Origin of the sequence: Sinobaca qinghaiensis (assembly GCF_003610495.1) — a bacterium.
Taxonomy (GTDB): Bacteria; Bacillota; Bacilli; order Bacillales; family Marinococcaceae; genus Sinobaca; species Sinobaca qinghaiensis.
The window spans coordinates 12,312-35,423 of the sequence record NZ_RAPK01000013.1; the positions used below are offsets into that span (position 1 = coordinate 12,312).

19 protein-coding genes and 1 other annotated feature are annotated in these 23,112 nt (G+C 44.0%); of the genes, 6 read left to right on the forward strand and 13 right to left on the reverse strand.

Translation table 11 applies throughout. The features are described from left to right. Positions 1–44: 44 nt before the first annotated feature. From ATL39_RS16455 to dnaA, 13 genes are all read right to left on the reverse strand, one after another. Positions 45–503: an Lrp/AsnC family transcriptional regulator gene (locus ATL39_RS16455; RefSeq protein ID WP_120194475.1), complete on the reverse strand. Its 459-nt coding sequence runs from the start codon at positions 501–503 to the stop codon at positions 45–47. Between the two features lie 350 nt (positions 504–853). Then, positions 854–2,134 (reverse strand): serine--tRNA ligase, encoded by a 1,281-nt coding sequence (gene serS, locus ATL39_RS16460; RefSeq protein WP_120194476.1) that lies wholly within the window; start codon positions 2,132–2,134, stop codon positions 854–856. A 63-nt stretch (positions 2,135–2,197) separates the two neighbouring features. After that, positions 2,198–2,415, reverse strand: a binding site (T-box leader). Next, positions 2,411–3,025, reverse strand: coding sequence for a pyridoxal 5'-phosphate synthase glutaminase subunit PdxT (pdxT, locus tag ATL39_RS16465; protein ID WP_120194477.1), 615 nt, complete (start codon positions 3,023–3,025; stop codon positions 2,411–2,413). (Overlaps the previous feature by 5 nt.) Positions 3,026–3,061: 36 nt before the next feature. Beyond that, on the reverse strand, positions 3,062–3,946 hold the full coding sequence (pdxS, locus tag ATL39_RS16470; protein WP_120194478.1) for a pyridoxal 5'-phosphate synthase lyase subunit PdxS: 885 nt from the start codon (positions 3,944–3,946) through the stop codon (positions 3,062–3,064). A 207-nt stretch (positions 3,947–4,153) separates the two neighbouring features. Further along, on the reverse strand, positions 4,154–5,473 hold the full coding sequence (locus ATL39_RS16475; protein WP_120194479.1) for a D-alanyl-D-alanine carboxypeptidase family protein: 1,320 nt from the start codon (positions 5,471–5,473) through the stop codon (positions 4,154–4,156). 158 nt (positions 5,474–5,631) lie between these two features. Beyond that, positions 5,632–7,089, reverse strand: a complete 1,458-nt coding sequence (gene guaB, locus ATL39_RS16480; protein WP_120194480.1) for an IMP dehydrogenase — start codon at positions 7,087–7,089, stop codon at positions 5,632–5,634. A 247-nt stretch (positions 7,090–7,336) separates the two neighbouring features. Then, positions 7,337–9,835 carry a DNA gyrase subunit A gene (gene gyrA, locus ATL39_RS16485; protein WP_245961021.1) on the reverse strand — a complete coding sequence of 833 codons (2,499 nt, stop codon included), beginning with the start codon at positions 9,833–9,835 and terminating at the stop codon, positions 7,337–7,339. Positions 9,836–9,942: 107 nt separating this feature from the next. After that, positions 9,943–11,856, reverse strand: coding sequence for a DNA topoisomerase (ATP-hydrolyzing) subunit B (gene gyrB, locus ATL39_RS16490; protein ID WP_425453037.1), 1,914 nt, complete (start codon positions 11,854–11,856; stop codon positions 9,943–9,945). A gap of 50 nt (positions 11,857–11,906) precedes the next feature. Next, on the reverse strand, positions 11,907–12,170 hold the full coding sequence (gene remB / locus ATL39_RS16495; protein WP_120194482.1) for an extracellular matrix regulator RemB: 264 nt from the start codon (positions 12,168–12,170) through the stop codon (positions 11,907–11,909). 12 nt (positions 12,171–12,182) lie between these two features. Continuing rightward, on the reverse strand, positions 12,183–13,304 hold the full coding sequence (gene recF / locus ATL39_RS16500) for a DNA replication/repair protein RecF (protein ID WP_120194483.1): 1,122 nt from the start codon (positions 13,302–13,304) through the stop codon (positions 12,183–12,185). A 10-nt stretch (positions 13,305–13,314) separates the two neighbouring features. After that, positions 13,315–13,539 (reverse strand): S4 domain-containing protein YaaA, encoded by a 225-nt coding sequence (gene yaaA, locus ATL39_RS16505; protein WP_120194484.1) that lies wholly within the window; start codon positions 13,537–13,539, stop codon positions 13,315–13,317. Between the two features lie 164 nt (positions 13,540–13,703). After that, positions 13,704–14,846 carry a DNA polymerase III subunit beta gene (gene dnaN / locus ATL39_RS16510; protein WP_120194485.1) on the reverse strand — a complete coding sequence of 381 codons (1,143 nt, stop codon included), beginning with the start codon at positions 14,844–14,846 and terminating at the stop codon, positions 13,704–13,706. Between the two features lie 144 nt (positions 14,847–14,990). Then, positions 14,991–16,340 (reverse strand): chromosomal replication initiator protein DnaA, encoded by a 1,350-nt coding sequence (gene dnaA / locus ATL39_RS16515; RefSeq protein ID WP_120194548.1) that lies wholly within the window; start codon positions 16,338–16,340, stop codon positions 14,991–14,993. Positions 16,341–17,127: 787 nt separating this feature from the next. Between dnaA and rpmH the strand changes: the two genes are divergently transcribed. The 6 genes from rpmH (at position 17,128) to mnmG (ending at position 23,046) form a co-directional block, all read left to right on the forward strand. Then, entirely contained in the window at positions 17,128–17,265 is a 138-nt protein-coding gene (rpmH, locus tag ATL39_RS16520; RefSeq protein WP_120194486.1) for a 50S ribosomal protein L34, read from the forward strand. A gap of 185 nt (positions 17,266–17,450) precedes the next feature. Then, entirely contained in the window at positions 17,451–17,792 is a 342-nt protein-coding gene (rnpA, locus tag ATL39_RS16525) for a ribonuclease P protein component (protein ID WP_147419365.1), read from the forward strand. Positions 17,793–18,054: 262 nt separating this feature from the next. After that, positions 18,055–18,861: a YidC family membrane integrase SpoIIIJ gene (gene spoIIIJ / locus ATL39_RS16530; RefSeq protein WP_120194487.1), complete on the forward strand. Its 807-nt coding sequence runs from the start codon at positions 18,055–18,057 to the stop codon at positions 18,859–18,861. Next, positions 18,858–19,481 (forward strand): RNA-binding cell elongation regulator Jag/EloR, encoded by a 624-nt coding sequence (gene jag / locus ATL39_RS16535; RefSeq protein ID WP_120194488.1) that lies wholly within the window; start codon positions 18,858–18,860, stop codon positions 19,479–19,481. Before spoIIIJ ends, jag begins: the two co-directional genes overlap by 4 nt. 237 nt (positions 19,482–19,718) lie before the next feature. Then, positions 19,719–21,095 carry a tRNA uridine-5-carboxymethylaminomethyl(34) synthesis GTPase MnmE gene (gene mnmE, locus ATL39_RS16540; RefSeq protein ID WP_120194489.1) on the forward strand — a complete coding sequence of 459 codons (1,377 nt, stop codon included), beginning with the start codon at positions 19,719–19,721 and terminating at the stop codon, positions 21,093–21,095. Between the two features lie 61 nt (positions 21,096–21,156). Next, complete coding sequence (mnmG, locus tag ATL39_RS16545) at positions 21,157–23,046, forward strand: tRNA uridine-5-carboxymethylaminomethyl(34) synthesis enzyme MnmG (RefSeq protein WP_120194490.1); 1,890 nt, start codon at positions 21,157–21,159, stop codon at positions 23,044–23,046. The last annotated feature ends 66 nt before the right edge of the window (positions 23,047–23,112 follow it).

Genomic DNA, 23,112 nt, shown 5'->3' on the forward strand with positions numbered 1-23,112 from the left:
ACAGCGGATAAAACAAATTTTTCTCACCCCCCTCAATGTAGTTTCTATTCTTCTGTACGAATATAGGAAAATGAATCCTTGTACTGTTTAAGCTCTACATTCACATCGGCATTTAAAATCCCGTCAATTTTTGCAAGTTCTTTGTTAACAAAATTAACCAGGTCCTCATTGCTTTTGAAATAAGCTTGTATAATAAGATCATGCTTGCCTGAAAAAGCCCCTACAAACCTTACTTCCGGATGCTTCTGCAGACATCTGGCGATTTCCTCCTGCGCGCCAAGCCTTGTTGAAAAGCCGATAATCGCCTGTACCTCCAGCCCAACCTTATTGGGATTAGTATGAATAATAAATTCAAACACACCGGCATTCAGCATTTTATTAATACGAGCCCTGATCGTCCCTTCACTGCATTCTAAATGTCTTGCTACCTCACTGTAAGATCTTTTCCCATTCTCCTGAAGGTATCCCAGAATAGCCATATCTGTGCTATCCAGCTGGCTCATTGTGCATCACATCTTCTCACTATGATATTTTCGTTGCGTTTTTCTTTTATTCTTACGAATTAATTAATATCTGGAATGAATATTGAGATAATTCGCAAGATTTATTTATTTGATTAAGGTTATTATAAGTACTACATAGAATATTTGCAATATTGTTTTTACAATTTTATTAAATTTAAATGACAGATTATCTAACATCAATCATTACGAAAATATCATTACTTCCTGTTAAATCATACATTGATAACGCTTACATTGCAATTTTTTTATGAATTCCTCTGAAAAATTCGTAGACAAAAAAACAGGAGAGTAACTTCACTCTCCTGTTAATCTTAGAAAAAACTGGTAATTTATTTAGCTTGAATATGAGTTCTGCCGCCCATGTAATTCTGCAGGACTTTTGGAATTCGTATGGAACCGTCTTCTTCCTGATGGTTCTCCATCAGAGCAGCTACCGTTCTTCCAACTGCTAATCCGGATCCATTCAGCGTGTGCACAAATTCTGTTTTGGCTTTCGGGTCACGCTTAAATCTAATATTGGCACGGCGGGCCTGAAAATCTTCAAAGTTGCTGCAGGAAGAAATTTCTTTATAATCCTCGTAGCTCGGAAGCCACACTTCAATGTCGTATTTTTTTGCAGCCGTAAATCCCAGATCTGCTGTACACATGTTCAGCACACGGTAAGGAAGCTCCAGATCCTGAAGAACCTTTTCTGCATGGCCGGTTAACAGTTCCAGCTGGCTGTAAGAGTCTTCTGGATGGACAAAGCGTACAAGCTCTACTTTATTGAACTGGTGCTGGCGGATAAGGCCTCTTGTATCCCTCCCGGCTGATCCTGCCTCTGAACGGAAGCAGGCGCTGTAGGCAGAGTAGCCGAAAGGCAGCTTCCATCCTTCGATAATTTCATCGCGGTGCATATTAGTAACAGGCACTTCGGCAGTAGGAATCAAAAAGTAGTCTTCTTCACGGATGTTAAACGCGTCTTCTTCAAATTTCGGAAGCTGACCTGTTCCTGTCATGCTTTCCCGGTTGACCATGTAAGGAGGAATAACTTCTTCGTATTCATGTTTGTCTGAATGAAGATCCATCATATAGGAAATTAAAGCCCGTTCCAGCTTAGCTCCGGCTCCTTTATAAAAAACAAAGCGGCTGCCGGTGACTTTGGAAGCACGCTCAAAATCCAGCATGCCAAGCTCTACACCGAGATCCCAATGTGCCTTTACCGGGAAGGGAAAAGAAGGAATCTCCCCCCAGGTACGAATTTCTTCGTTGTCTTCTTCACTTTCCCCAATCGGCACGCTCTCATGAGGAATATTAGGAATAGTAAGCATCAGCTGCTGCAGATCTTCTTCTACAGCTCGGAGTTCTTCATCATACTGTTTCATATTTATAGAAACGTTTTTCGTTTCATCAATCAAATCCTGGGCATCTATATTTTCGCGCTTACGCTTTGCTACCTCCTGGGAAACCTCATTGCGTCTCTTTTTTAATTCTTCGGTTTTTTGAATAAGGTTTCTCCGGCTTTCATCGAGTTCCAGAAAACGATCGAGCTCATCGATATTTTCTCCTCTTTTTTCCAGTTTTTTCTTTACTGCGTCAAAATCTTTTCTCAGTCTTTTTACATCCAGCATATTACTGCCTCCTCTTATTTAATAATCAGGTATTTCAAACAAAAAACTCCCGTCCCTTTATAGAAAAGGGACGGGAGTTTACCCGCGTTGCCACCCAGATTGCAGCATATTCTGCTGCCTCTTTGTTCATCAGACTAACGGGGATGAGCCGGGAGAAACTACTTTACGTTCACTTCTCCACTCCGGATCGGATTCCTGAATAAACGGCGCCTGCTTCCACCACTGCACAGGCTCTCTGGCTCCCAATTGTATTCAGTACTAGTATCCATCAATGCTTTATACAGGCCTCGCCGTTTCCGGCGCCGGCCTTGTTTCTTTTGCTTCTTTTACCATTTTAACAAAAAATTGATGCAGACGGGCATCATCTGTTAATTCCGGATGAAATGAGCAGGCAAGCAGGTGATTTTGTTTAGCTGCCACAATTTCTCCCTCATACTCTGCCAGAATATCAACGGCTTCTCCAGCTTCAGAAATAAGAGGGGCACGGATAAAGACGGCTTCTACGTCATCAGCCACCTGATCAATCACCAGCGTGGTTTCAAAACTTTCCCGCTGGCGTCCGAAAGCGTTTCGTTCCACCTTCATGTCCATCAATTGCAGATGGCCTTCTTCGTCCGAGCCTTCAATTTTTTCAGCCATGAGAATTAAGCCGGCACATGTACCGAAAATAGGTTTTCCCGCCTCGGCAAAATCGCGGAGAGGCTGGAAAAAACCGTATTTGTTTACTAAGCGGCGCATGGTCGTACTTTCTCCTCCAGGAAATACAAGGCCGTCCAAGTCATCTAGCTGCTCAACCCGTTTAATAATTACGACTTCTGTATTTGGAGCTTCCAGGCTTTTCACATGTTCCCGGACAGCTCCCTGTAAAGCAAGTACACCAATTTTCACCATGTTAGCATTCCTTCTTTCAAGCTTTATAATAGCGGATTACCAGCCGCGGTCCTGCATACGGTCACCGGGAGCAAGCGTGGAAATTTCCAGGCCTTTCATTGCTTCTCCGATATCTTTAGATACGCGTCCGATTAATTCATAGTCATCATAATGAGTTGTAGCTTCTACGATCGCGCGGGCAAATTTCTCCGGCTGGTTGGATTTGAAAATACCGGATCCAACAAAAACACCATCTGCGCCCAGCTGCATCATAAGCGCTGCATCTGAAGGAGTAGCAATGCCTCCTGCAGCGAAGTTTACGACCGGAAGGCCTTTGTGTTCCTGAATCTGCAGAAGAAGCTCATATGGCGCTCCAAGGTTCTTGGCTTCTGTCATTAGTTCGTCACGGGACATACCGATAACTCGCTTCACCTGCGACTGAATCATTCTCATATGGCGCACGGCTTCTACAATGTTTCCTGTACCGGGCTCGCCTTTTGTACGAAGCATGGAAGCTCCTTCACCTACACGGCGCATAGCCTCTCCAAGATCTCTTGCTCCGCAGACAAACGGCACGGTAAATCCGCTCTTATCCAAATGATATACTTCATCTGCCGGCGTTAGTACTTCACTCTCGTCAATATAGTCTGCGCCCAGCGCTTCAAGTACACGGGCTTCAACAATATGGCCGATACGTGCTTTAGCCATAACTGGAATCGATACCGCTGCCATGACTTCTTCTACAATTGTAGGATCGGCCATGCGTGCTACGCCGCCTGCTGCACGGATATCAGAAGGAACACGTTCAAGCGCCATAACAGCAACTGCTCCCGCCTCTTCTGCTATTTTAGCCTGTTCGGCATTAATAACGTCCATAATGACGCCGCCTTTTTGCATTTCAGCCATACCTCTTTTTACTCGATCAGTTCCTCTATCTGCCATTATAATAATCCCTCCGCTGTATAATACCGCTTAGCATCTAAGCGGTTTATCTCTATTTATGACAAAGCTTCTCCTTTATTGCAGACTTTCCTTTAAAAGGCAATAGGATAACTCTGTATTGCACCACTATTCCTATTGTATCACTGCTTCGTCAAGGAATAAAGACATTCGCACGGGCTTTCTATAAAAAAGAAAATGAAGAATATTTTATAAAATATTCTTCATCCAGTCTCCGGCATTATAACGAATCGTATTAAACAAACCACCTACATTATCAAGAGCAGAAGAAAACCAGGTAGCTTCCTCAATCGTTTCGTCTGCAATAAGAGGTACACGATTTGGTACTTTCATGGAATCCAGCAGGTATTCACTGCCCACACCGTCCGCCTGAAGACGAATGGTCCCGACAACTTCTCCTTTTTCAACAGGAGCTTTCAGGTTTCCTTCTTCGTCAACTTTCCCTGAATCAAGCATCGTATCGATTTGCGGATCTTTACTGCCTTCTTCTGCATATGCTGAAATGCTGTCCCCGGCTACTACGGCTGCTTCATCACCTCGGCCTCGTGATACGGGGACGGTGCTGCTTCCCTGTAGGCTTTCTCCTTCTTCCACGTACACATTTTCCGAAATAGTATCAAAACCGTAATCATATAATCTGGCAGTTTCTGAGAAGCGGGCGTCCCTGGAGTCGGTACGCATGACTACGGAAATGTACCGGCGCCCGTCTCTTTCGACTGTTCCGGCAAAAGCATTGCCCGCCAAATTGGTAGAGCCGGTTTTTAAGCCGTCCACCCCTTCGTACTCATGCTCGAAACCGGGAAGCATCCAATTCCAGTTCTCTATAACCGCTTCATCGGCGGTGCCTTCTCCGAATACCACTTCTTCCTCAGAAGCAATATCCAGAATCTCCGGGTAATCATGCAGCAGAGAATACGCTAATATGGCGGTATCCCTGGCAGACATCATGTTTTCTTCATCAGCACCTGTACCGGATGGATGCTCGCCGGCCATCGAAGCATTGTTGAGCCCGCTGGCATTCACAAATTTATAATCGCTCATACCAAGCTCTTCTGCTTTGGCGTTCATTTCATCAACAAAGGCCCGCTCGGAGCCGGCCAGGTGTTCTGCTAAAGCAACGGTAGCCCCGTTGGCCGAATCTACAGCCATTGCTTCATACAGCTCTTCGATTGTATAAGTCTGTGATTCACGCAGAGGGACATTTGCCAGTCCCGGCCTGGTTGATAATGCAGCTACTTTGCTGCTGATTTCGACTTCATCTTTCCATGCTGCAGTCTGTTCGTCTATGGCTTGATGGACTAAATATTCAGCCATCATTTTGGACATACTTGCAGGAGGCAGACTTGTATCAATATTATCCTGATACACAATCTCTCCTGTCTCAGCATCTACTAAAATCGCAGCTTCTGCCTCTAAAGCAGGAGCTTCTGCTTCCACATCCATATGCAAGCCAGCCAGCATAATAACGGCTATACATAGAGCCAGGCTGGATTTTAATAAGCTATTCATAAATGTAACGCACCTCCGGAATATACTTCCGTTAGTTTATCACAGCCGCTTGTAAATGAATAGACAACAAACTGTAACTAAACCCCAATATTAAGTTAAATTCATATAAAAAAAACACTCAAGCAGGCTTAACTTGAGTGTTTTATCAATCAGCTGTGTTACAGGCTGTAGTTTGGTGATTCTTTTGTAATCTGCACGTCATGTGGATGACTCTCGCGCAGACCGGCATTAGTAATCCGGATAAACCGTCCATTTTCCCGGAGGTCTTCCAGAGTAGCCGTACCGCAGTAACCCATGCCGGCACGAATACCGCCAATCAGCTGATGTACGGTGTCGGCGAGAGGCCCTTTATATGGTGTTCTACCTTCAATGCCTTCCGGTACAAGCTTTTGGTTGTCTTCCTGAAAGTAGCGGTCCTTGCTTCCTTTTTCCATCGCAGCCATGGAACCCATACCGCGGTATACCTTAAATTGACGCCCCTGGAAAATTTCACGTTCTCCCGGGCTCTCTGATACACCAGCCAGAAGGCTGCCGAGCATGACCGCGTGTCCTCCTGCCGCCAGTGCTTTTACAATGTCACCGGAGTATTTAATGCCCCCGTCTGCAATGATCGGAACGTTATGCTTTTCCGCTTCCGAAGCGCAGTCAAAGATTGCTGTAATCTGCGGCACGCCGACGCCTGCAACAACCCGGGTGGTGCAGATAGAGCCGGGACCGATACCGACTTTTACAACATCGGCGCCTGCTTCAATTAAATCGCGCGTTCCACCGGCCGTGGCAACGTTTCCTGCTATTAAAATAACATCCGGATACGCACTGCGGATTTCAGCTATTTTATCCAGCACACCTTTTGAGTGGCCGTGTGCCGTATCAATAACCAGTGCATCGACACCTGCATTGACGAGTACTTCCACCCGCTTTAATACATCCGCCGTGACGCCGACAGCTGCTCCGGCCAGAAGACGGCCATGCTCGTCTTTAGCTGAATGAGGAAATTCAATGAGTTTTTCAATATCTTTAATAGTAATTAATCCTTTTAATGTGCCATCCTTCTCTACGAGAGGAAGCTTTTCAATCCGGTGTTCCTGAAGGATTTTTTCTGCTTCTTTCAGTGTAGTCCCTACTGAAGCAGTAATAAGATTTGTTTTTGTCATAACGTCTTCAATTTTAATAGAATAGTCTTCAATAAAACGAAGGTCCCGGTTTGTCAAAATACCGACGAGCTTTCTATTTTCATCTACAATCGGCACGCCGGAGATGCGGAATTTCCCCATTAGATGCTCCGCATCGAATACCTGCCGGTCTGCGGTAAGATAAAAAGGATCCGTAATAACGCCGCTTTCGGAACGCTTTACACGGTCAACCATTTCCGCCTGCTCTTCCATAGACATGTTCTTATGAATAATTCCAAGTCCGCCTTCTCTTGCAATAGCAATAGCCATTCCTGCTTCTGTTACGGTGTCCATTCCCGCACTGATGATAGGAAGGTTTAACGGAAGCTTATCTGTTAGTGACGTTTTTACGGAAACGTCCCGGGGATGGATCTCTGAACGATCCGGGATTAGAAGCACGTCATCAAACGTTAACCCCTCTTTTCCAAATTTATCTTCACGCATATGATATTCATCCTTTCCGCCTGTAAAATTTTTCCGATCACTTATGATCGATAGATGCCCGTTTCTTGATGATGACTTATGATTTCTACATATCTTATCATTTTTTTCTGCCGTGTCACGACTAATATGCATATGTTTAAACATTCCGAAAACTGGTAGGGCTTACTTTTCTAATAACAGGAAAATACCCCTTTTTCAGACGGTTTATATAAAAAGCAGCCCTTCGTAAAGGGCTGCCCGTTATTTATTATTCCTCAGGCTCTTCCGGGCCGTCATTGGTTGTCGCTTCGCTTTCGTTATCTGTTTCCGTCATTTCCATGTCATCAGAAGCAAGTACCTCTTCTGTACCATCTTCGAGCAGTGCCTCTTCTTCAGGAGAGTCCACAGGAGCAACAGTAGAAACAAGCTCCCCGTCGCCGAGACGGATTAAACGGACTCCCTGGGCATAGCGTCCCATGGTGGAAATACCTTCTACGCTCATCCGGATTAATACCCCGTGAGCCGTCATGATCATAATTTCCTGCTCTTCTCCAACGCATCTCATCGCAATAAGCGTGCCGTTTCGTTCCGTCAGGTTTGTCGCCTTCAGGCCTTTACCGCCACGGTGCTGTACCTTGAATTCACTGATTGGAGTACGCTTGCCGTACCCTTTGTCTGTAACAACCAGTACATCCCGGTCTTCGCTTGCGATGTCCATGCCGACGATTTCATCGTCACCTGTTAAGCTGATCGCTTTTACGCCGGAAGCTGTACGTCCCATTGCGCGGACATCCTGTTCAAGAAAATGAATAGCCATGCCGTGCTTTGTGCCAAGGATAATGTGATCTTCTCCTTTTGTCAGCCTTACGCCGTAAAGCTCATCGTCTTCCCTGACGTTAATGGCAAACAGGCCGCCCTTACGAATATTGGAAAAAGCAGATAAAGGAGAACGCTTGGAGATTCCTTTTTTAGTCAGAAAGAAAAGATACGTATCATCGGTAAATTCTTCCACCGGCATCACCGTGCTGATATATTCGTCCTTTTCGATCTGAAGAAGGTTAATCGCCGGGATACCTTTAGCTGTCCGGGACAGTTCTGGTATCTCATAAGCCTTCAACCGATAGGCCTTTCCTTTATTCGTGAAGAAAAGAATCGTCTGATGGGAGCCTGTGGTAAATAAATGTTCCACAAAGTCTTCGTCGTTGGTTCCCATTCCCTGAACGCCGCGTCCGCCACGTTTCTGGCTGCGGTACGTACTGCTCAGCATCCGCTTTAAATAGCCATTATGGGTAATCGTGATAACTACGTTTTGTCTTGGGATTAAATCTTCATCTTCAATCTGATTTTCGCCTGCTTCAATGCTTGTACGGCGTTTGTCGTTAAATCGTTCTTTCACATCCTGCAGTTCTTCCCGGATGATTTCGAGTACTTTTTCTTCACTGGCAAGAATAGCTTTAAGCTCATTGATGCGCTCTAAAAGCTCCTGGTATTCATTTTCAATCTTATCGCGTTCCAGGCCGGTTAAACGCTGCAGCCTCATATCAAGGATAGCCTGCGCCTGTTCATAGCTGAGTCCATACTCTTCCATGAGGCCGCTTCTGGCCGCATCGGTTGTCTGGGATCCGCGGATCAACGTAATGATAGCGTCGATGTGATCAAGCGCAATGCGGAGTCCTTCCAGAATATGAGCTCTGGCTTCTGCTTTTTTCAGTTCAAAAGCTGTACGGCGTTTAATGACTACTTTTTGATGTTCAAGGTAATGGTAAAGCATTTCTTTTAAATTCAATACTTTAGGCTGGCCGTCTACGAGAGCCAGCATATTAATACCAAAGCTCGTCTGCAGGGAGGTCTGCTTATATAAATTGTTCAAAAGAACATTTGCATTGGCGTCTCTTCTGACTTCAATGACAATCCGCATGCCATTGCGGTCTGATTCATCGCGCAGGTCCGTAATGCCTTCGATTTTTTTATCGCGGGCCAATTCAGCAATCTTTTCAATCAGGCGGGCTTTGTTGACCTGATAGGGAAGCTGATCCACAATAATCGTCTGCTTGCCATTTTTCTGCTCGATAATCTCTGCTTTGGAGCGGATAATAATAGAGCCGCGTCCGGTCTGATAAGCACGTTTAATACCGAGACGCCCCATAATGGAGGCTCCTGTTGGAAAATCAGGTCCTGGAATATATTCCATGAGTTCCGGTATCGTAATGTCCGGGTTATCCGCAACAGCAAGAACACCGTCAATGACTTCGCCGAGCTGGTGGGGTGGAATATTCGTTGCCATTCCCACTGCAATCCCGGAAGCTCCGTTTACAAGAAGGTTGGGGAATCGGGCCGGCAGTACAATCGGTTCTCTTTCGTTTCCATCATAGTTTTCCTGGAAATCAATAGTGTCCTTGTTCAGGTCACGTACCATTTCCATAGAGATTTTTGCCAGACGTGCTTCCGTATAACGCATTGCAGCCGCAGCATCGCCATCGACGGAACCAAAGTTGCCGTGTCCGCTGATCAGCATATTGCGGTAACTGAAATCCTGCGCCATCCGTACCATCGTTTCGTATACGGCAGAATCACCGTGTGGATGATACTTACCTATAACTTCTCCGACAATACGTGCGGATTTCTTAAAAGGTTTATCCGGCGTCATGCCAAGTTCGTTCATTGCATACAAAATACGCCGGTGAACCGGCTTCATTCCATCTCTAACATCCGGAAGAGCACGGCTTACGATAACGCTCATCGCGTAGTCCAGGAAAGAGGTTCTCATTTCCTGGCCGATATTTATCCCCGTTACTCTTGATTCATTCTCTGCCAATGTTGTAACCTCCTGTTTCAAGCCGTTCTAATTCCTGTTTACAGCCCCGCCGGGCACTGTTAAATGTCCAGATTTTTCACGTAGTGGGCATTTGCCTGAATGAAATCACGGCGCGGCTCCACCCGCTCTCCCATTAACATTTCAAATACTTCATCTGCTTTCATTGCATCTTCAAGTTCCACCTGAAGCAGGGAACGGCCTTCGGGATCCATCGTCGTCTCCCAAAGCTGATCCGGGTTCATCTCGCCGAGACCCTTATAGCGCTGCACACCCGGTTTTGGCTGGGCTGGAAGCTCCGAAAAGATCTGGTCTCTTTCTTTTTCATCAAAAGCATAGCGGATGGTCTTACCCTGTTTCACCTGATACAAAGGCGGCTGGGCGATATAAATGTAGCCTCTCTCAATCAAAGGTCTCATGTAGCGGTAGAAGAACGTTAGGATCAACGTCCGAATATGTGCCCCGTCCACATCCGCATCGGTCATAATAATAATGCGGTGATACCTTGCTTTTTCAATATCAAATTCTTCTCCAATGCCCGTACCGAGTGCGGTAATAATTGTACGGATTTCATTGTTTCCAAGAATTTTATCCAGTCTTGCTTTTTCTACGTTAATAATTTTCCCGCGCAGCGGCAGAATCGCCTGAAAATGACGATCGCGTCCCTGCTTGGCAGAGCCGCCGGCAGAATCACCCTCTACAATATAGATCTCACTGATGGAGGCATCTTTAGAGGAGCAGTCTGCGAGCTTGCCGGGAAGGGAACTAACTTCCAAAGCACTTTTTCTTCTTGTTAACTCACGGGCTTTTTTGGCTGCATCTCTTGCTCTTGAAGCCATAAGGCCTTTTTCTACAATTTTCCGGGCCGTGTCCGGATTTTCAGCCAGGAAGCGGGAAAAATGCTCGCTGAACAAAGAATCCGTAACCGTACGGACTTCACTGTTGCCAAGCTTTGTCTTCGTCTGGCCTTCAAACTGCGGATCTGGTATTTTTACAGAAATAATAGCTGTCAGACCTTCTCTGACATCGTCTCCGACCAGATTGGGATCACTTTCTTTAAATAGATTATTTCGTCTTGCATAATCATTTATTACTCTCGTGAGTCCTGTCTTAAAGCCGGACTCGTGCGTTCCGCCTTCATGGGTATTAATGTTATTGGCAAAGGAATAAATGTTGCTTGTATAACTATCGTTATACTGTACGGCAATTTCTATTTTCGTACCGTCTCTGTCCGCTTCGATAAAAATCGGTTCTCCATGAAGCGCTTCTTTCTGGCGGTTCAAATATTCTACAAAAGAGGCAATTCCACCTTCGTAGTGATACTCTACTTCTTTTCCGTCTTCCCGTTCGTCTTTCAGGGAAATGCGGAGTCCTTTATTTAGAAAAGCGATCTCACGAAGACGAGTGGCCAGAATCTCATAATCAAATACGGTTACTTCAGTAAAAATATCTGCATCCGGTTTGAAATGAATTTTTGTACCGGTTACTTCTGTGTCCCCGACCATCTGCAGATCTTCCTGAGGTACGCCTCTGCGGTAGGTCTGCTGATAAACGTGACCTTCGCGGTGAACTTCAATTTCCAATACTTCTGACAGAGCATTTACTACAGAAGCCCCAACGCCGTGAAGGCCGCCTGATACTTTATAGCCGCCGCCGCCGAATTTACCGCCTGCATGCAGAACAGTCATAATGACTTCTACAGCCGGACGTCCCATTTTTTCGTGGTTTCCGACTGGAATACCGCGTCCGTTATCCTGAACCGTAATGCTGTTGTCTTTTTCAATGACAATGGATATTGAGTCACAGTAACCACCCATTGCTTCATCAATGCTGTTATCGACAATTTCCCACACGAGGTGGTGAAGTCCTCTGGAACTAGTTGAACCAATGTACATGCCGGGACGTTTTCTAACTGCTTCCAGGCCCTCCAGGACCTGAATCTGGCTTTCATCATATGAATTTGGATCCATTGCCAATTACATTCACCTTCTCTTCCATTACCATATTCCAAATGTATGCGTGTCTATTATTCTTCGCTGAAATCTTCTATTTCTGAAATGACCTGTGCGCGTCGTTTTAACGTTAAAGAAGAAATAGGAGATAAGTACACTTTTTCATGCGTGACAACTACTGATTTCGTATAATCCTCTGAAATTTCTACGACCTGACTGCTGTTCCGGGCGTCCATAAAACGGGCCGTGTCTTTAGAAGAGGCATGGGAAGTCTGATCGAGAATGGCGACTACATCTTTTGACCGGATGATCATGTCACCGCCCAAATGAATAAACATATGTCTTCCTCCCTACTCTGCTGGTGTCAGCAGGCCGCTGCCTGCATGAAAAGTCGAAGCTTTTTTTAATGTTTCATGTTCAATGCCATCAATACTTGTCGTTGTGACAAACGTCTGCACTTTTCCCTGTATAGCATGAAGCAGATGGGACTGCCTGAAATGATCCAATTCTGAGAGCACATCATCAAGGAGTAAAATCGGATACTCTCCAATGTTGTCGTGAATAAGCTCAATTTCTGCGAGTTTCAGAGACAGGGCTGCTGTCCGCTGCTGGCCCTGCGAACCATAGGTCTGTGCTTCCCTGCCGTTTATTTTTATAATCAGTTCGTCACGGTGGGGACCAACAAGAGAAATACCCCGCCTTATTTCGCGGTCCGAGGCTTTTTCAAAAGCCCGGTGAAGAGAAGCAGCAATGGCTTTTTCATCCATTCCTTCCTCAACCTCTGCTGAAGAACTGTATTCAATATCAAGCTTCTCCATCTGCCGGCTGATCTGCCAGTGAATGTCCTGAGCCCAGTTACGCAGCATCTTTAAAAAAGAAAAACGCCTTCCGATAACTTTAGAGGCCGTTTGGACAAGCTGATCAGTCAGCACCTGCAGCATCATATCCTGTTCTTTTGTAGCGGATGGGAAGATGTCTTTTAGCAGCTGATTTCTTTGTTTGAGTATTTTCTGATAGATACCAAGGTCATGAAGATAGACAGAGCTTATCTGGCCTATTTCCATGTCGAGAAAGCGCCTTCTCAGATTGGGACCGCCTTTTACAAGCGACAAATCTTCGGGGGCGAACATAACAACGTTGCAGGAACCGATGTACTGGCTCAGTTTTTTCTGCTCGAGTCCGTTCACTTTTGCTTTTTTGCCTTTTTCTGACAAAATCATCTGCAGGGAGGCAGGGCCGTTCTTTTTGGTTACCTCCGCGCTGATCCTGGCAAAATCCTGATCCCACTGAATCAGCTCTTTGTCTTTGGATGTCCGGTGTGACTTAGCAAAAGCCAGCACATGAATGGCTTCCATAAAATTTGTTTTACCCTGCGCATTTTCACCAAGTATAACATTTATCTCATTTTCCACCGGGAGGGTAAGCTGATTGTAATTCCGATATTGCTTTAAAGAGATTTCGTTAATATACAATCTCTTTTCCTCAGCTCGTACTGGAAGCTATTTCAAACACTCCAGCGCCCTCAATTTCGATCACATCACCGGGATACAGCTTGCGCCCTCTCCGCTGGTCCTGCTCCTCGTTTACAAAGGCTTTATATTCCAGCAGAAAAATCTTAGCCATTCCGCCGGTATCAATAACTCCCGCTTCTTTTAAAAGCTGTCCCAGCGTTATATATTCTTTGCTTATTTCAATTGTATTTGTCATATACCGGGCCTCCTATGCCAGAAATGAAATGACATACTATATCATCTTACATTTTACTAAATTTCCCCTTATAAAGCCAATATGAAATCCACGCTTACATACTTGCTGCGGCGCTCTTTCATCAGAAAAGCCCCTGGCTTTTTCAACCCAGAGGCATGTGTGTTTTAGTACGTTCTTACCGGTGAAAATAAATGCAGCATTTGATCATGATCTGTCGGCTGGACAGTAAATGGACTCATTGCCCCGGTGAAGCGGATTTTAATTGTTTCACTGTCGATTACTTTCAGGGCATCCATAATGTTCTTGCCGTTAAAAGAAATACGGAGTTCTTCTCCCTCCATTGTATCACATGAAATCTTTTCTGTTACTTTTCCTACCTCTGCTGATACAGAGCTTACTTCTATTTCGCTGTTGTTCATTGTTTTTAGGTTGATGACGTTGTTTTTAGCTTCTCTTGAAAGAAGAAGCGCCCGCTCCAGCGAAGATAAAAGCTCTTTTGTACGGAGCACAAGTTCTGTTTTGGCATGATCGGGAATCATGTTTTTCGTAACCGGGTATTTGCCATCCAGAAGCCTGGAGAAAAAGAGCAGATTTTCAAACTTAAATAACACCTGGCTTTCTGTGACAATAATATCCACCAGCTCTGTTGAATCTTCGAGTACTTTATTCAGCTCATTCAGACTCTTTCCGGGAATGACTACGTTTGATAAAGACATAGCTCCTGTTTTAGTTTCTACTGATGCTTTACGCATTGCCAGGCGGTGGCTGTCTGTTGCAGTACAGATTAATTCAGATTCCTCGCCTTCGAGGTTTACACCTGTCAACACGGGGCGTGTTTCCTGAGTGGACACGGCAAAAACGGTTTGTCGTACCATATCTTTAAGCAGATTCTGCGGCATTTGGAAATGATTATCTTCATCAAGCTGCGGAAGTCTTGGATATTCTTCCGGATCTAGTCCATTAAGGTTAAAAACAACGCTTCCGGAACGAAGTGTTGTTGCGAATTGATCCTGAACGGCGACTTCGATTTCCTCTCCAGGCAGCTTTTTTACTATTTCAGCAAAAAAACGGGCCTGCAGCACAATACTGCCCTCTTCTTTTATCGTTACGTATTCTTTTTCTCCATCACTAGCCGGTATGAACGTTTCAATCGAAATATCAGAATCGCTTCCTGTCAGTGTCACTCCATAATTGGTCGCTTCTATCTTGATTCCTGTAAGAATTGGAATAGTTGTCCTGGAAGAGACGGCCTTGTTAACGTGCTGAACACTGTGAACGAAAGCATCCCGTTGAATAGTAAAATGCATAGGTAGACTCCTTTATTATATATTTTAATAATTTATAGTCGTAGTAGTAGGGGCTGTTAATAGTGTGGATAAGTCAAGCAACCCCAATAGTGCCGTAGTTATCCACATGTGGATGGAATGTTGATAACTAAAATGTTATCCTCATCATGCCTTTAGTTGTTCCATAAGCTCTTTCAGCTGTTTTTGAAAATCGCTGTCCGAATGAACGAGTTTTGAGATTTTTTCATGGGCGTGAATAACCGTTGTATGGTCGCGCCCTCCAAACTCCTCTCCAATTTTAGGAAGAGAAAACTCTGTCATTTCCCGGGACAGATACATTGCAATCTGCCTTGGAAAAGCAATAACCTTTGTGCGTTTTTTTGCTTTCAGTTCCTGCGGCTGCAGACTGTACTGGCTGGCCACGAGCCTTTGAATATCATCAATCGTTACTTTCTTTGGCTTGCTGTTTGGAATAATATCCTTGAGGGCTTCAGCTGCCAGATCGGCATTCATGTCCTGATTGATTAAGGAAGAATAGGCGACAACTCGTATCAAAGCGCCTTCGAGCTCCCGGATGTTTGTATCTATTTGATTGGCAATATAAAGCATAACTTCGTTTGGTATATCCAGTTTTTCAGCTTTCGCTTTCTTGCGGAGGATAGCGATTCTTGTTTCCAGATCAGGAGGTGTAATATCGGTAATTAATCCCCATTCGAACCTGGAACGCAGCCGGTCCTCAAGCGTTGGTATTTCTTTTGGCGGGCGGTCACTGGAAATAACAATTTGTTTGGACTCTTCATGAAGTGCGTTAAACGTATGGAAAAACTCTTCCTGCGTCTGTTCTTTGCCGGCTAAAAATTGAATATCATCTATTAACAGCACATCAACATTCCTGTATTTGTTTCGGAAGTTCACTGTTTTATTGTCCCGGATAGAGTTAATAAATTCATTGGTGAATTTCTCGGAAGATAAATATACAACTCTGGCATTTGGATTATGGTCGATAACATAATGTCCGATCGCGTGCATCAGGTGGGTTTTGCCAAGGCCGACTCCCCCATAAATGAAGAGCGGATTGTATGCTTTTGCCGGGGCTTCGGCTACTGCAAGGGAAGCCGCATGGGCAAAACGATTTCCCGATCCGATAACAAATGTGTCAAAAGAATACTTATCGTTAAGCATGCTTTTAGGCACATTTTCGGAACTGTCGTCTTTTTCTCTTTTAGCATTCGGTGCAGCTGGAACCGTGAAATCATCCGCATGTTCAGCTTCTGGGATGATAAATTTCACATCCAGCTCTGAACCGGTGAGATCGTTTAACGTATCTGATATTAAAGAGGAATAGCGGTTTTCCAGCCAGTCGCGGGCAAATTCATTCGGCGCAGTAACAACGATAGTATCATCATATAATTCGGAAGCCCTGGTAGCCTTCAGCCACGTTTCATAACTGGGTTTGCTGACCTTTTCCTTCATAATTTCAAGCGTTTGGTTCCATAAATCATTAATATTTTCCAGCACTCTCTAACCCTCCTTTTCTATTTCTTTATTGCTTTATTTATTACATAAGCGGATAAAAAAAACTCGGTTCACCACCGAGTCTGGTGTATCCATCTATTTTTTTAACATGCCGGTCCCATAGTACACGGTAAAACTATTCATTGCTACCGATAAAAATAAAATAGCAGTTAAACCTATGTATAAGGAAAAATATTCGTATACTTTTTAAAAAGGAACTCTTGATAACAAGTGGATAACATTTAGTATAGTACATAATCGTCTTATCCACATGAGTCTTTTTTATGTGGAAAAACTATTCAGAGGCTGTGGAAAGTTATGCACAAAGTTATCAACAGGTGTGGATAAGTATTTTATTTCACAAAGTTATCCAGAGGAAAACATAACTATCATATCAAAAATAAAAAGCGAAAACAACGGACTTTTTTATAGTTATCCACATAATCAATACCTTGTGGGAAACATTTGTCCACACTACTATATTGTGTGTATATCCTGTATATAAAATGACGAAATGGGAAAAATGATGTCCGAAAGTTATCCACACTAGTATGTAATCTCGATTCTTTGTTTTATTTTTCTGCTCTGCTACGGCATCAAAAGATTGCTATTGACAGATGCCCCCCTTTCTCTATATAATTTTACGGGAATGTGCAAGAGGTTATATTTCAGTAAAGTACCCTTTCGGCTTAATCAATCAAATTGATTCTTTGAGAATATAAAGGCTGGGATATAGAAGAATTACCGCACAGTAGAACGATAAATTACTCACCAGGAGGTGCTAAGAATGGGAAAACCAACGTTTAATCCTAATAATCGCAAGCGCAAAAAGAATCATGGCTTCCGTACAAGAATGAGTACAAAAAACGGCCGTCACATCATTAGAAACCGCCGTCGTAAAGGAAGAAAAGTACTATCTGCCTAAGGCCACTGATATTGACAGTGGTCTTTTTTTACTTTTCCTCGCAGAGCGGTCTCTGCATGCAGCGGCTTAAATAAGCTGCAGGGATGCTGTGCTGCTCTGTGAGGGCTTGTTTCTAAAGCAGCAAGACAGCTTGCTGTTAATTAAGCATATGGTCTGTTGAAGGCCCTGGCGGAGGTGCCGCTGTTTTGAAAAAAATGCACAAATTAAAAAAGAATCATGAATTCAGCATGGTGTTTGACAAAGGATCCTCTTATGCAAACCGTCAGTTCGTCCTCTACGTCCTTAAAAAGCCTGCCCAGTCTGAATACCGCGTGGGCGTAACCGTCAGTCGTAAGCTTGGCAATGCGGTTACTAGAAATAGAATGAAGCGCCTTTTAAGAGAAGTATTGAAAGAACTGGATGATTTTCTTGATCCAAAAAAAGATTATGTTATTATCGCTCGTAAGCCGGCTTTAGAAATGGAATATGAAGAATTGAAGAAAAGCTTTAAACATGTTTTGCGAAAAAGCGGCAGCCGTTCTTTCTAAAACAGCAGCCAGGCTTTTCTTTCTTTATCTTTTTATATTCGCTAAAATGGTTAAGGGCTCTTTTTTTTGAAAAAAGCGAACGCTTACTTTTATATTTCAATATTTTACCATTATAATTGTATATATTTAGCAATAAGACAAACCATACATACAAACTTTTAATTTAATGGATTTTTTTGTAAATTTAATCATTCCTTTTTCTTAAATAAGCCCGATAGTTTCACACTATATGAAGATTGTTTTTATCAAGGAGGAAGCGGTTGTGCGAAAGAAGTTAGGATTAGTAGCAATGCTGGTTGCTTTAATGACCGTCATGGCGGGTTGTTTTGACGTAAATCAGCCGATTAATGCAGACAGTGAAGGTATTTGGAATTCGTATTTTGTTTATCCATTATCATGGTTAATTATTTATATTGCAGAAACACTGGGAGAAAGCTACGGCATGTCAATTATCGTTGTAACGATTATGCTCCGTATTCTGATTCTTCCTTTAATGATCAAGCAGACAAGAAGCGCCAAAGCGATGCAGGAAGTTCAGCCTGAGCTTGTGAAGCTGAGAGAAAAATATTCTGCGAAAGACCAAAAAACACAGCAGGAACTGCAGCAGGCAACAATGAAATTGTTCCAATCAAAAGGGATCAATCCACTGGCCGGTTGTCTTCCAATCTTTATTCAAATGCCTATTCTTATTGCTTTCTATCACGCGATAATGCGTACAAGAGAGATTGGAACGCATGAATTCCTATGGTTCCAGCTTGGACAGCCCGATTATATACTTCCGATCATTGCAGGGGTTACAACATTTATCCAACAAAAGATGATGATGGTCTCAGACAACCCTCAGATGAAAATGCTTATGTACATGATGCCATTTATGATTGGCGGATTTGCCTTTTTCTTCCCATCCGCACTGGCTCTTTATTGGGTGATTGGTAACCTGTTTATGATTATTCAGACTTATTTCATTACAGGTCCGGGTGCAAGAAACAGGCGTGATGCAAAAACAGCAGATGGTGTCAGCGAAGACGGCTCGAAACAACCGAAAGCTGGAGGAGTGAAGAAGAAGTGAAAACAGTAACAGTATCCGGAAAAACAATAGAAGAAGCGAAAGCTAATGCGCTATTGGAATTGAGTATAGAGGAAGACCAGCTTGAGTATGAGCTGGTGCAGGTTCCGGTAAAAGGTTTTCTCGGTCTATTCAAAGGAAAACCTGCTATTATTGAAGCTAAAGTTAAACAGGATCCGACAAAAGAGGCAGCTGCGTTTCTTACACAGGTCTTAAAGGAAATGGGTACTAAAGCTGAAATAGAGATTACAGAAAAGAAAAAAGAAGTTCTTTTTGATATTCAAGGCGAAGACCTCGGTGTTTTGATTGGAAAGCGCGGAAAAACGCTTGATTCACTTGAATATCTGGTGAATTTAGCTGCGAACCGCTATTCAGATAAGTATTCGCATATTACACTGGATGCTGAAAATTACCGGGAAAGACGTCGGGAGGCACTTCAACAGCTGGCAGCAAGACTTGCTGATAAGGCAAGGAAAACGAAACGGAAAGTAGTTTTGGAGCCCATGAGTTCCAGAGAACGAAAAATTATTCATGCAGCGCTTCAAAATGAAAAAGATATCGAAACAGCTTCTGAGGGAAAAGAACCTCACCGCTATGTAGCTATTTTCCTTTCCAAAAAATAAAACCGCTTTTCTTTATACTCAATACGGATATTATTACGACAAGCCATTCCTGATATCGGGGATGGCTTTTTTTGTGAATAAAATAGGTGGGATGAAAAAAGAAGGAAGGTTATCCACATGTGGATAATCAATGCTTTCCGAAAACTCATTCCTATGCTATTCTATTTAGTTAGGAATACAAAACCAAATGAAATAATGTAAGCAAACTATTATTCATTCTGAGGAGCGGGAGTTAGAATGGAATTTGATACAATAGCCGCAATTTCCACTCCGGTCGGCGAAGGCGCAATTGCCATCGTACGATTGAGCGGGGAGCAGGCTTTTTCTATTGCTGATACACTGTATAAAGGAAAGAAACGGGTGCAGGAGGCAGACTCCCACACTATTCAATACGGCCATATCGTAGACCCGGAAACAGCCGAAACGGTAGAAGAGGTTATGGTGTCAGTCCTTCAGGCGCCCCGGACATTTACGAGAGAAGATATTATAGAAATAAACTGCCACGGCGGTCTGGTTTCCGTTAATCGGGTTCTTGATCTCGTACTGAGCGCGGGTGCGAGGCTTGCTGAACCGGGAGAATTTACGAAACGCGCCTTTCTTAATGGCAGAATCGATCTCTCTCAGGCAGAAGGCGTAATGGATCTGATCCGTGCTAAGACGGATAAAGCCATGCATGCAGCTGTAAAACAGGTGGAAGGCAGGTTTTCGGAACGGGTCAGGCGCCTGCGCCGGGAGCTGCTCGAAACGGTAGCCCATGTAGAAGTAAATATTGATTACCCTGAGTTTGATGCGGAATCGGTTACTCTTGATAATTTAAAAAGACACACTTCCCACGTGAGGGACGAAGTAAAGCAGCTGTTGTCTACGGCCAAGCAGGGAAAAATTCTTCGTGAAGGACTGGGAACAGCTATAATCGGCCGCCCGAATGTAGGAAAATCGTCTTTAATGAACAGCCTGATTCATGAGAATAGAGCAATTGTTACAGACATTCCAGGCACGACCCGGGATGTATTGGAAGAATACGTTAATATACGTGGTGTACCACTGCGTCTCATTGATACAGCAGGTATCCGGGATACAGAAGACATCGTAGAAAAAATAGGCGTGGAACGCTCCAGAAAGGCACTGCAGGAAGCAGAACTCATTCTGCTTGTACTCAACAGCGCAGAAGCACTTTCTGTAGAAGATGAGGCATTATTTAAGGCTATACACGGGCTGAATGCGGTGATTCTGTTAAACAAAACGGATCTGGATAAAAAGATAGATGAAGACCGGGTACGGGAGCTTGCTTCCGGCCGTCCTGTTATTGCGGCATCCTTATTGAAAGATGAAGGCATTGATGAACTGGAACAGGCGGTATCGAGTCTCTTTTTTGAAGAAGGCATTGAAGGATCGGATTTAAGCTATATTTCCAACGCGAGGCACGTCGGTCTCCTGAATCAAACGAGGCAGACGCTTGAAGATGCTTTGGAAGCAGTGGAAATGGGCGTACCTGTTGACATGATTCAAATTGATATTACGAGAGCCTGGGAAATGCTAGGTGAAATCATCGGTGAAAACGTCCATGATGGACTTATTGACCAGCTGTTTTCCCAATTCTGTTTAGGGAAATAAATCTAATATATAAAATAAATTACTTTTTTACCATATTTAACCATTATAAGGAGGCACATGAATGAATTACGAAGGCGGTACGTATGACGTTATAGTCATTGGAGCCGGGCATGCAGGAGTTGAAGCCGGTCTTGCAGCAGCTCGTTCAGGCTCAAAAACACTAATGCTCACATTAAACCTTGACGCTGTGGCGTTTATGCCATGCAATCCATCAGTAGGGGGCCCCGCAAAAGGAATTGTCGTACGTGAATTAGATGCTCTCGGCGGGGAGATGGCAAAAAATATTGATAAAACCCATATCCAAATGAAGATGCTGAACACTGGTAAAGGCCCTGCCGTTCGTGCTTTAAGGGCACAGGCGGATAAATTCATGTACCAGCATGAAATGAAAAATACGATTGAAGAGCAGGAAAACCTTACCCTGCGCCAGGGACTGGTAGAAAAATTAATCGTTGAAGACGATGTATGCAAAGGGGTAGTAACGAATACCGGAGCGGAATATACGAGCAGCACAGTCGTTATTACAACCGGCACGTACCTGCGCGGGAAAATTATTTTGGGAGAACTCGCTTATGAAAGCGGGCCGAACAACATGCAGCCTTCTGTTCAGCTTTCTCATGAATTAAAGGCTCTTGGGTTTGATCTGGTCCGTTTTAAGACAGGCACGCCTCCACGCGTGAACGGCAACAGTATCGACTACAGTAAGACAGAAATTCAACCAGGAGACGATCAGCCCCGGGCTTTCTCCTATGAAACGACTAAATTTATTACAGATCAGCTTCCCTGCTGGCTGACCTACACGGGAGAAGCGACCCACCAGATTATAAACGATAATCTATCCCGCTCTCCTATGTATTCCGGTATGATCGAAGGTACCGGCCCAAGATACTGTCCATCTATTGAAGACAAAATTGTCCGTTTTAATGATAAACCGAAACATCAGATTTTCCTGGAGCCGGAAGGCAGAAATACGACAGAAGTATATGTCCAGGGACTGTCGACCAGCTTGCCGGAAGATGTGCAGTTTAAAATACTACAATCTATTCCAGGCCTTGAAAATGTTAAGATGATGCGTCCGGGCTACGCTATTGAATACGATGCAATGGTGCCTACACAACTGTGGCCTACACTGGAAACAAAAAAGGTGGAAAACTTGTTTACTGCCGGACAAATAAACGGAACATCCGGTTATGAAGAAGCCGCAGGCCAGGGGCTGATGGCTGGTATGAACGCTTCGCTTAAAGCACAGGGGAAAGAACCTGTTATTCTGGATCGTTCAGACGCCTATATTGGCGTAATGATTGACGATCTGGTTACAAAAGGAACCAATGAACCGTATCGTTTGTTAACTTCGAGAGCAGAATACCGCCTGCTTCTCCGCCACGATAATGCCGATCTTCGGCTGACAGAGATCGGCTATCAGGCAGGTATGATCGAACAGGAACGGTATGATCGTTTCCTATCGAAAAAAGAAGCAATTGAACAGGAAAAACAACGAATGAGAAAAGCAACTATTCAGCCGGGACCGGAGCTTGAAAAGATGCTTACATCAAAAAACTCTTCTCTTATTACAGAGGCAGTAACGGCTATGCATTTATTGAAGCGCCCGGAGCTTGGATATGACGATATTTTTCCGCTTACTGGCTTTACAAGCCGTGTAACACCGGATATAGCAGAACAAGTTGAAATTCAGACGAAATATGAAGGCTACATTTCCAAACAGCTGGATCAGGTAAATAAAATGAAAAAGATGGAAATGAAGAAAATACCGGAAAATCTTGATTACAGCGTAATCAGCGGTATTGCTACAGAAGCCCGCCAAAAGCTGACAGAGGTAAAACCATTGTCTGTCGGCCAGGCTTCACGGGTATCAGGGGTCAATCCCGCAGATATTTCCATCCTTCTCGTTTATCTGGAGCAGGGAAAGCTTGCCAGAGTAGGGGAAGCTTAAAAGGAAGCTGGGCGTCCGTTCCTTACGGGCGCCTTTCCTATGGATAACAGGATGAAGAACCAGCAG

What these genes read in the sequence shown, in the direction of transcription:
- ATL39_RS16455 (WP_120194475.1), bottom strand. Translation starts at nt 503, where the DNA reads ATGAGCCAGCTGGATAGCACAGATATGGCTATTCTGGGATACCTTCAG.
- serS (WP_120194476.1), bottom strand. Translation starts at nt 2,134, where the DNA reads ATGCTGGATGTAAAAAGACTGAGAAAAGATTTTGACGCAGTAAAGAAA.
- pdxT (WP_120194477.1), bottom strand. Translation starts at nt 3,025, where the DNA reads ATGGTGAAAATTGGTGTACTTGCTTTACAGGGAGCTGTCCGGGAACAT.
- pdxS (WP_120194478.1), bottom strand. Translation starts at nt 3,946, where the DNA reads ATGGCAGATAGAGGAACTGATCGAGTAAAAAGAGGTATGGCTGAAATG.
- ATL39_RS16475 (WP_120194479.1), bottom strand. Translation starts at nt 5,473, where the DNA reads ATGAATAGCTTATTAAAATCCAGCCTGGCTCTATGTATAGCCGTTATT.
- guaB (WP_120194480.1), bottom strand. Translation starts at nt 7,089, where the DNA reads ATGCGTGAAGATAAATTTGGAAAAGAGGGGTTAACGTTTGATGACGTG.
- gyrA (WP_245961021.1), bottom strand. Translation starts at nt 9,835, where the DNA reads ATGAGAACCTCTTTCCTGGACTACGCGATGAGCGTTATCGTAAGCCGT.
- remB (WP_120194482.1), bottom strand. Translation starts at nt 12,170, where the DNA reads ATGTTTATTCATTTGGGCGGTGACATGATCATCCGGTCAAAAGATGTA.
- yaaA (WP_120194484.1), bottom strand. Translation starts at nt 13,539, where the DNA reads ATGACAAATACAATTGAAATAAGCAAAGAATATATAACGCTGGGACAG.
- dnaN (WP_120194485.1), bottom strand. Translation starts at nt 14,846, where the DNA reads ATGCATTTTACTATTCAACGGGATGCTTTCGTTCACAGTGTTCAGCAC.
- rpmH (WP_120194486.1), top strand. Translation starts at nt 17,128, where the DNA reads ATGGGAAAACCAACGTTTAATCCTAATAATCGCAAGCGCAAAAAGAAT.
- mnmE (WP_120194489.1), top strand. Translation starts at nt 19,719, where the DNA reads ATGGAATTTGATACAATAGCCGCAATTTCCACTCCGGTCGGCGAAGGC.
- mnmG (WP_120194490.1), top strand. Translation starts at nt 21,157, where the DNA reads ATGAATTACGAAGGCGGTACGTATGACGTTATAGTCATTGGAGCCGGG.